1 protein-coding gene is annotated in these 524 nt (G+C 27.3%); it reads right to left on the bottom strand.

What is annotated here, in order from left to right:
* The coding region (locus tag B0A64_RS24780) for an AMP-binding protein (RefSeq protein WP_165769882.1) at positions 1-524 on the bottom strand (524 nt) is incomplete at both ends.

Genomic DNA, 524 nt, shown 5'->3' with positions numbered 1-524 from the left:
TACGTAGGCTCTTGTATTAATTGTAATTTTACCTAACGGAACAGACCCCATATTACTCATTAACAATTTATTATCAAAATCTGTAAAACTAGTAACACCTACTGTCGTTTCTGTTGGTCCATAATGATGTAATATTTCTATTGTTGGATTAAATCTCATAAAGTCTTCCAATTCAACCTTGTTAACTTTTTCTCCACCAATAATGATGCATTTTAAATAAATTAATCGTTCATTATTTATTCGCGTACTATTTAATAATAAAGACAAATAAGTAGGAGTTACTTTAATTAATTCTATTTTATACCTTTTAATATAATCCAGATATAAGTTACTGTCTTGTTTTATCCCTTCTTTACAAATAACAACTCTTTGTCCATAACATAAAGGTGTTAATAATACATTAACTGTAGCATCAAATGAAACACTTGATGAACAATCTACAATATTAGTATTCGCATACGAATTATGATCAAACATCCATTGATTATAATTACATACTGAATTATGCTCAATCATTACCCCTT

This window comes from Flavobacterium araucananum (assembly GCF_002222055.1).
GTDB classification, from domain to species: domain Bacteria; phylum Bacteroidota; class Bacteroidia; order Flavobacteriales; family Flavobacteriaceae; genus Flavobacterium; species Flavobacterium araucananum.
The sequence above is the reverse complement of the archived record's forward strand: the minus strand, read 5'-3'. Positions and strand labels throughout refer to the sequence as shown.